The sequence below is a fragment of the uncultured Metabacillus sp. genome (assembly GCF_947503125.1).
Classification (GTDB): domain Bacteria; phylum Bacillota; class Bacilli; order Bacillales; family Bacillaceae; genus Metabacillus.
Genome location: NZ_CANNCR010000021.1, coordinates 60,560 through 69,272, shown reverse-complemented (window position 1 = coordinate 69,272; position 8,713 = coordinate 60,560). Strand labels below are relative to the sequence as shown.

Here is an 8,713-nt window from a genome sequence, read left to right as displayed (position 1 = left end):
TGCGGCGGTCAACAAGTTCACTTCGGTGTTAATTAAAACTAAAACGTTGTTTTTTCATAGAACTTTTGACACTACCAGGAATTAATAAATTGATAAAAACATTTTTAGAATTAACCTGCCAAATTGGCGATCCCTATTGTTAACGCTTACAATATGTCGCTACATCACCTCCTTAAAAGCATTCTAATAGGATGTCAGTTTCTTAAAAATTATTTTGATGATAAGAATTTTCAAAGGTATGTTTGTTGGGGGTTTCCATGTTAGTGGTGTGTGAAGGTTGTATGATTTTTTATGATGATATTCTTGTTGAAATTGACTAATATTGATTACTTTTGATTGATTTTGATTATATTATGCTCTTTCGCAATTGTCAACATATTGGGAAAATTCTGTAAATTATATTAAAAATGTAAAATTTTAACTGTCCCTTTTTAAGGCACTAGTCCTTTATATACGTTTTATTGCGAGTTTTGACTGAATAAAGGATTGTTATTAATTTCAATTGATTCTTGCTAAATTCCCAAAAAACATTTTCCTAGAATACTCACTTTTGTAAAACTAAAAGAAAAAATTTTTTTGATGTTGCAGAATGAAGGCAAAATAAAAAGAGCTTTTCAGCTCCAATTAAACTATATATGTAGAATGAATGAGAGCTTATAAAAAAGCTGCAATGTAAATGTCCGTTTTCTCCTTATACTTTTCCAACATCATCGAATCCTCTTCATTCGTAATGATTTTAGCTTGATGGAGATCAGCAAATTTAGAAAATGAGACTTCCCCAAATTTCGTATGATCAGCAAGCACAAATGGTTCGCGTGAGAGCTGGATCGCTTTTGCTTTCAGCTGTGCTTCTTCAGGGTCTGGAGTAGTAAAGCCAAGTTTATGGTGAATTCCATTTGTTCCGATAAAGCATTTATCAAATCGATAATGTTGAATGCTTTCATATGCATTGCTGCCGATCATCGCTCTTGTTACTTTTTTAACATATCCTCCAATGATATAGGTGTTTATATCCTTTTCAAGCAATGCATCCAAATGGTCGATTCCATTTGTAACGACTACAATGTTCTTTTTGTCTAAATGCTGGATCATTTGGTAGGTTGTTGTACCTGCATCAAGGTATACACAGTCTCCTTCTTCAATTCGTTGTACTGCATATTTTGCCAAATTGTTTTTTTCTTTAAGATTCTGAGTTGATTTTTCAACCATGCTAGGTTCTTCACGTTTTCTTTGTAACAGTGAAGCCCCGCCATGTACGCGCTTTAAATAGTGCTCCTTCTCTAATTGATCTAAGTCACGCCTCAATGTGGATTCTGAGCTATTTGTTACCTCTACTAATTCATGAACTGTAACATTCCCTTTTTCTTTTAAAAGCTCTAATATTAAACGATGACGCTCAGATATAAGCACAATATTTCACTCCTAATTACTTTATTTTGCGTTGATTTAACTTTATCAAAAATGGTTTCTTTTTTCATGCATGATAATCTTAGGGGAGCTTATCAGGGGCTCTTTTCAGCAATTTATCTAGTGATTTGTCCTTGAGTAGCTTTCTCCTTATTTCAAAGAATTTAACCTATTTATTACAATACAGCACTAGACAACCAAGTATTAATACAAAAGAAAAAAACAAGAGGTCTCTCCTGTCATTCTTAACGTAGTGCACTTATTTGAATATAATAAAAGGCAGCTGTTATTTGGCTGCCTTTATAGTCCGAAATCGTATTTATTCATTGTTGGTCAATCTTTTATCATAATAAAAAGGCTTTCAAAATATCTATTCAAGCCTCTTTCCTTTCTAGATCTAAAAAGGTTTCAGCAAATGAGATTTCATTTACACTTGCGCGATGTGCGGGAACATCAAGGTCGATGATCGATTTCGGACTTAAATTCGTGAGTTTTTCTGTTTTTTCTAAAGCATCCTGTAACTGTGTGCGAATCGGCTCGGTTTCTTGTAAGCCAGCTGCTTCATGTATGTAAGTAATAAAGCATTTCATGAAGCTGCTGCATAATAGGAAATACCTCGAACATTTCCTTAGAGATCGCAGTGTTTTGGCGCCAATCGTTTCCCGCGTATGTGACCTGGGATACCTTTTGCCCTGCACCAAAGCACTCATAGGCGGCACAGCCACGAAAGCCTTTTTTCCTGAGATGTTTATGTATACTGCAACGATAATCCGCTTGCAGGTTTGAACAGGGGGTACCGCCATCCTTATTAACTGGAAAATCAGCCGATTTAGCATATGGCAGAGCTACACAGCACAAACCAAAGCAATTTTCACAGTCTGCACTCAATTGTTTTAACAAACCTTTACACTTCCTTTATTACGCTTAGTTTCTGTTGTCTTACTTCTTGAAAACTATTTTTCTACCTTCCTGCAATTGCCATTTTCATTTTATCGGAAACTCGCTTATAAGAATAGATGAATTTATATCTCTGAGGAAAAAGTTCTATGACAACTTTCTATGATAGGTAGGTTTCTCCTCCTATGTCATTTACCAATATATGGTGTTATAATGTAGATGACTTTGTAAACGAGAGGGGATATGATGATGGATCAGCTTTTATTGAGGCAATTTGAAAGGTCTAGAGAATACTTAATTAAGATTTTAGAGCCCGTTTCACCAGAACATATTGATGTGCAGCCAGGTGGTTTTAATAACACGATACATTGGCATGCAGGTCATGTGTTGACCATTACTGAGCAAACGATGTTCGGTTTCCCTCAGCTATCAACCCACCTTCCTGTGAATTATGTAGAATTATTCGGAAATGGTACAAAACCTGCTGACTGGAAAGGAGAAATCCCTCCAATAGAGCAGCTCATCGTGCAATTAAAGGATCAAATAACCCGCATCAAAGAAATCCCTGCCGAACGGCTGGATCTCGTTTTCGAAAAACCGATCATCGGTTGTCAGACATATGGAGAGCTTGCAGGTTTTACCGTTATACATGAAGCTACTCATATTGGGCAAATTCAGGCGATGAAACGCGTAATTGAATTAGAAAGTGTTAAAAGCTAAGTTTATTAAAATATTGATTGAGAAGGGGCAGCCTCAAAGGAGCAGCCCCTTTTATCATGGCTCAATCTTGTGGTAACTTTATTATAAAATCCCCAAAACAAACAGACTATATCTCCCTTGAAACATAAGGTAAAAAAAACCGATTTCGATCTATCTATTTGGAATCGACTTATTTACATCATTACTTGCAAAAGTTACATTTAGCTTTACAAAAGCATCTCTATCCATTACGACTCGAGTTTAAATTGAATTTATTCCGAATAAAAGCGATTAAAAGCAATAAGATCGGTATAATAATTTGCAATGGTATATGTAGAAAAGGTTGAATAAATGCCTCTCCCACCTCCCTGGCTTCTATATAATTGGAAGCATATAAGAATGATAAAGGAATAATAATCGTACCGATTGCAAGGTTTATGGAACGTTGATCCTTTAGGTTAAATAATTGTGCAATACCAACCGAAACGCCATACATCCACCCTCCGACCTTAAAAAACACCCCAGCAACCATCATTAATATAACCAAGGCATCAAACCTTTCAAGAAAATCGGCGATCGAAACCATCCGTGTAGCACGCATTAACGGATAAGGGGACTTACTATAAATTTCCGGGCCTATAACTGCAATATTTAATATGGTATTTATCACTAACAAAAACCCCCCTATCAAAATGATGGCCATTCCTGCCTTTCTGGCATGCTTCTTTTTGTTTAGAAGGGGTAAAAACATGGTAATAATGACTGTTTCACCAAATGGAAACGTAAGTTCAAATGGAAAAACTGTCTTTAATACCGGCTTTACTCCATCCCCAAATATCGGGGTAAGGTTACCAATGTTAAAGCCTTTTACAGTAAATAAAAGAATCCAAATCACGATAAGGGAGAAAATATAAATAGGAAAAACTGCCTCTCCCATACGAGCAAAAACTTCCACCCCTCCCCTAAGACAATAAATCATTAACACCATAAAACTTACGGTTATAACCGGCATAGGGGTTTCAACTAAAATGGTTGAATAAATTAAATCACTGAAGTCTCTGCAGGCAGTTGAAGCAAGAAAAGTAAAATAGCAAAGATAATACAAAATGAGTGGATATCCAAGAAACTTCCCTACAATTTTAGGAATCATTTGAATTAATGTATCGCCTGGATAATAATCAGATAATTTTACATAGATCCACATTAAAATTAATCCGAATAGCATGCCAAGTAAGATTGTTAACCAGGCGTCCTGTTTTGCAGGTGCGCCTCCTCCAAAAATCAACTTATTTCCTATTTCAAATCCAATTATGACATAGAAAAGCTGAAGGGCGCTTATACTTTGCTTATTCATTTTTATCTCCTATTATGAAATAATATTGGTTATTATTTCCCAGTTATAAAACGTTATGTAAGGAAGCTATTTCTGAATGAAATTTTTCCCCCCTCACTAACTCATTGGGCTCTCATAGGGAGATTTTTAAATATGCATCATTAAAAAACTCTAGTAGCCTATCAGTGCTACTAGAGTTTTTATTTAAAGTTGAGTATGATCCATTTTCAAAATGATCCTACGCATTTTTCATAATAATACTATCCAGCGTGTTAGCGACACTGCGACATTCATTCACGATTCCCTCTAACGATTCATACACTTCCTTGCATTGTATGATCTTAATCGGATCTCTAGTTGTGGCAAATAATTGTTTAATCGACATTCTTAAAAGATTATTTGTGTTCGCTTCCAATTCCTTGATTTTTGCGGAATACGGTGTCATCGCCGTTAATTTCCGGCGTGATAATAGCTCAACCGCATGAGATATTTCAATCGCGGATTCATGGATTTTTTGCACAAATTTTTTCATTTGCTCTGTTGGTTTCGTTATCGCATACATGTCTAACAACCCCGCATAATGCTCCATTCCATCTAAGACATTGTCTAAACAAACAACAAGCTGTAAAATATCCTCCCGGTCTATGGCCGTAATAAATGAATGATTTAACTCCTTCATGATCGTTTCGACATATTCGTCCCCAGCTTTTTCATATTTTTCAATGGCAGCTACTAATTCTTGTAGATCAGTATGATTCGTAATCTCTTTCTCTAAAAAAAATTGAGTTGCTGCTTGGAGATTTGCTGTCATTTGCAATAATAGTATCGAAAACTTGTCCTTCTTTCCCCTAAATAGAACCATGATTTTTCCCCCATCAATAACAAATAATAACCACACTTATGGAATTATATATAATGTTGCCGATTTTTGATAGATTTTGTCGAAAAGTTTACAAAGACTTCATATTTGATTCATACTCCATATTATGAAGGCTACATGGGTAAAAAGTAAATCATACCACAAATGCGAAAAAGGATCTGACAAAAGTCAGACCCTAATCAATTGTTATTCTTCTTCCACTGCCACTTTTTTGCGGCGCAGTTTGCTTAACAGTTCATAGACAATTGGGACAATCACAAGTGTTAACAGGGTTGAGCTTGTTAAACCGCCAATAACGGTTACTCCAAGTCCCTTCGAAATGATCCCGCTGCCTTCAAAGCCTAAAGCTAAAGGGATTAAAGCTCCGATTGTCGCAATGGCTGTCATGAGAATTGGTCGCAAACGGGTTACACCAGCCTCAAGCAATGCTTCACGAGTACTTAATCCTTCTTTTTCCTTGTGAATCACTCGGTCAATTAAAACAATCGCATTCGTGACAACAATTCCGATCAGCATGAGAGCACCCATCATCGCATTGACACTAACGGTCTCACCAGCAATGTACAAGCCGACAAGTGCACCAATGACTGTAAATGGAAGTGAGAACAGAATCGCAAACGGTGCTAAACCGCCGCCAAAGGTAACGACTAGAATGAAGTATACAATCGCAATGGCTGCAAGCATCGCAAGCCCAAGCTGTGTAAAGGATTCTTGAATATCCTCGGTTACCCCACCCATATTAATATCGATGGATGAAGGAACATCTAGGTCGTCAATTTCTTTTTGAATATCTGCTGAGACGCTGGCTACATCATTCGTTTTAATTTCTCCAGATACTTGTACATAGATTTTGCCATCACGTCTTGTGACAGTATTAGAGGTTTCACCCTCTTTTATTTCCACCACATCACCAATTTTTACTTCTGTTCCAAGCGGTGATTGAATGGTTCGCTCAGTCAGATCTTCAACCGTCTCAACTGTTTCTTCCTCAACCTGCAGATAAACATTTAATTCCTTGCCGTCCTTTTCAATCTTTGTTAAAATCGGACGCACTCTCGTTTGGCTTAGATCCATGCCAATTTGTCCTGCAGTTAGACCAAGTTTGCTGAGCTTTTCTTGGTCAGCAACAAATGTATATTCCTCATAAGTTTCCGCCATACTTGATTCAACCTTATCCAGAGAATCATGGTCCTCCATGATCGTATGGATCTCTTCTACAACTGGTTCAATCTCTTCCATGCTGTTGCCATAGACAAACATCGTTAATTCGTTGCTTGCTCCAGTCATAGCAAAGTTTTGTGACGTCCACTCTCCGCCGCCTTCAGCAGCAGCTTGAATGTCTTTTACAACCTCTTCCTTTTCCTTGCTAAAATTCTTTGCATCCTTTTCATATTCCACAAAGAATACCGCACTGTTCGTATCTCCAGGGTTCATTGGGTTTTCACTGCCCAATGAATATTGAACAGTTTTGACATCAGGTCGATCTAAGAAAATATCTTCAGCGATTTCAGCATTCTTCTGAGCTTGCTCTCTTGTTTCCCCCGGCTCTGGTGAATATGTCACCATCATCATTTTTTCTTCTTCAGATGGCATGAAGCTTACCCCAATGACTGGAACCAAGAATAAACTTCCAACAAGCATCAGAATCGCAATAGACGATGTAATGACCTTATGATTTAACGTCCAATTTAAAATGCGGCGATAAGCACTAGTAAATCGGCCTGGCTTATGCTCATTGTGCTTCACTTTTTTGCCTTCACCATAAAGGTTTTTCTTAAATAAACTGTGGGCCATCATTGGAACAATGGTAATCGCCACGAACAATGACGCTAACAGGGAGAAAACCATTGTTAAAGCAAATGGCATAAATAATTCACCGATCATTCCTTTTACTAATGCGAGCGGAAGGAATACAGCAATCGTAACAATCGTTGACGACATAATCGGGATGAACATTTCCTTCGTTGCTTCACGAATCAACGCTTTTCCTTTCAGTGGTTCACCTTTAAGTGACATTCTTCTATAAATGTTTTCAATGACGACAATCGAGTCATCCACCACGCGGCCAATTGCAACCGTCATCGCACCAAGCGTCATCATGTTCAGTGTAATATCCATTTGATTTAATAGGATAATCGCAATTAATAATGATAATGGAATCGAGATGACAGAAATCAACGTTGATTTAATATCTCTTAAGAATAAGAGAATAATCACGACAGCAAATAACGCTCCAAACAATGCCTTACTTAACATCGTTTCGACAGACTCTTCAATCGGAGTTGCTTGGTCTAACGTATAAATAACCTCGAGTCCATCGATTTCATCTTCAAACTCAGACAATACCTCTTTAACTTCATTCGCAACATCAACGGTATTCGCATCCGTTCCTTTGACAATTTGAATACCAATTGCCTCTTTCGCATTTGTTCGTGAAATTGACTCAGCCTTGCCCACCAATTTGATATCGGCAATTTCCGAAAGCTTGACAGTGGGAAGCTCCATCGCTTGTGTTGCCTGAGCAGTTTGTGCAGCTCTTTGTCCTGGAGATGCTTGAGCATTTTGTTCCAACTGACCGGTCATACCAGCAGCTTGATTCCCTTGCATCGCTCCCTGTGCTGCACCTTGAGTGGAAGGTGTCACAGGAATTTCAATATTTTTCAGATCATCAATGCTCATAATATTTCCATCAACAACAACAGATTTTTCTGTGTCATCTAATGTATATAGCCCAAGCGGGAGCTTAACATCTGCCCCCTTGATGATATTTTGCACCGTCTCCTCATCGAGCCCGTATTCCTGCATTTTTTCATCATTAAATGTAAACTGAACTTCCTCCACTTGCTGTCCAGCAATCTGAGCGGAAGAAACACCATCTGCACCCTTTAATTTTGGCAGAATTTCTTCCTCAACAACTGTTGTCAGCTCTGCAAGAGACTGGTTTTCATTTGCAATACTAAGGGCTAGAATCGGAAAGGCATTGATGCTTAACTTTGCTACATCCGGCTCATTCACCCCTTCAGGTAATTCAATTTCTTCTAAGCTATCTTTCAGCTCGTCCTCAGCCTCATCCATATTCTTTTCAAAATCATATTCAATTTGGATCGAGGAGGCATTTTGCATCGAATTCGAGCTAACGACATTTACGCCATTAAGATTTTGAACAATCTGTTCAATCGGCTCTGTCACACTATCTGCAACCTCTTCAGGTGTTGCTCCTGGATAAACGGTCGTTACCGTTATAATCGGGGTATTAATATTTGGTATTGTTTCTAGCTTCATATTTAACCCCGAATACAGTCCGGCTGCGGTTATAATAATGGTTAAAAGCCATACAGCAAACTTGTTTCTTAAGACAAAATTAATTATGCTATTCATATTATCCCCCAAACGCATTTGACTAATTGGTCACAACAATTAATAATATAAATGACCGATTAGTCATAGTCAATGATTCCGATAATATTTAGACTTTAATTTTTTGTAAATGTGAACAA

5 protein-coding genes and 1 pseudogene are annotated in these 8,713 nt (G+C 37.5%); 1 reads left to right on the top strand and 5 read right to left on the bottom strand.

What is annotated here, in order from left to right:
* Positions 1-654 precede the first annotated feature (654 nt).
* Both Q1B07_RS14860 and Q1B07_RS14855 read right to left on the bottom strand, forming a co-directional pair.
* Positions 655-1,410, bottom strand: coding sequence for a DeoR/GlpR family DNA-binding transcription regulator (locus Q1B07_RS14860; protein ID WP_299093683.1), 756 nt, complete (start codon positions 1,408-1,410; stop codon positions 655-657).
* A gap of 419 nt (positions 1,411-1,829) precedes the next feature.
* Positions 1,830-2,307: pseudogene (locus tag Q1B07_RS14855) on the bottom strand (pentapeptide repeat-containing protein); the annotation flags it as partial.
* Positions 2,308-2,553: 246 nt separating this feature from the next.
* Between Q1B07_RS14855 and Q1B07_RS14850 the strand changes: the two are divergent.
* The gene (locus Q1B07_RS14850) at positions 2,554-3,024 is read left to right on the top strand and encodes a DinB family protein (RefSeq protein ID WP_299093681.1); all 471 of its coding nucleotides are present in this window, start codon (positions 2,554-2,556) and stop codon (positions 3,022-3,024) included.
* A 220-nt stretch (positions 3,025-3,244) separates the two neighbouring features.
* On the opposite strand, the gene Q1B07_RS14845 is transcribed toward Q1B07_RS14850, so the two are convergent.
* From Q1B07_RS14845 to Q1B07_RS14835, 3 genes are all read right to left on the bottom strand, one after another.
* A complete protein-coding gene (locus tag Q1B07_RS14845) occupies positions 3,245-4,357 on the bottom strand; it encodes a GerAB/ArcD/ProY family transporter (protein WP_299093679.1) in 1,113 nt (370 codons plus the stop codon).
* 217 nt (positions 4,358-4,574) lie between these two features.
* Positions 4,575-5,198 (bottom strand): DUF47 family protein, encoded by a 624-nt coding sequence (locus Q1B07_RS14840; protein WP_299093677.1) that lies wholly within the window; start codon positions 5,196-5,198, stop codon positions 4,575-4,577.
* 204 nt (positions 5,199-5,402) lie between these two features.
* Positions 5,403-8,594 (bottom strand): efflux RND transporter permease subunit, encoded by a 3,192-nt coding sequence (locus Q1B07_RS14835; protein ID WP_299093675.1) that lies wholly within the window; start codon positions 8,592-8,594, stop codon positions 5,403-5,405.
* Positions 8,595-8,713 lie beyond the last annotated feature (119 nt).

What these genes read in the sequence shown, in the direction of transcription:
- Q1B07_RS14840 (WP_299093677.1), bottom strand. Translation starts at nt 5,198, where the DNA reads ATGGTTCTATTTAGGGGAAAGAAGGACAAGTTTTCGATACTATTATTG.
- Q1B07_RS14850 (WP_299093681.1), top strand. Translation starts at nt 2,554, where the DNA reads ATGGATCAGCTTTTATTGAGGCAATTTGAAAGGTCTAGAGAATACTTA.
- Q1B07_RS14845 (WP_299093679.1), bottom strand. Translation starts at nt 4,357, where the DNA reads ATGAATAAGCAAAGTATAAGCGCCCTTCAGCTTTTCTATGTCATAATT.
- Q1B07_RS14835 (WP_299093675.1), bottom strand. Translation starts at nt 8,594, where the DNA reads ATGAATAGCATAATTAATTTTGTCTTAAGAAACAAGTTTGCTGTATGG.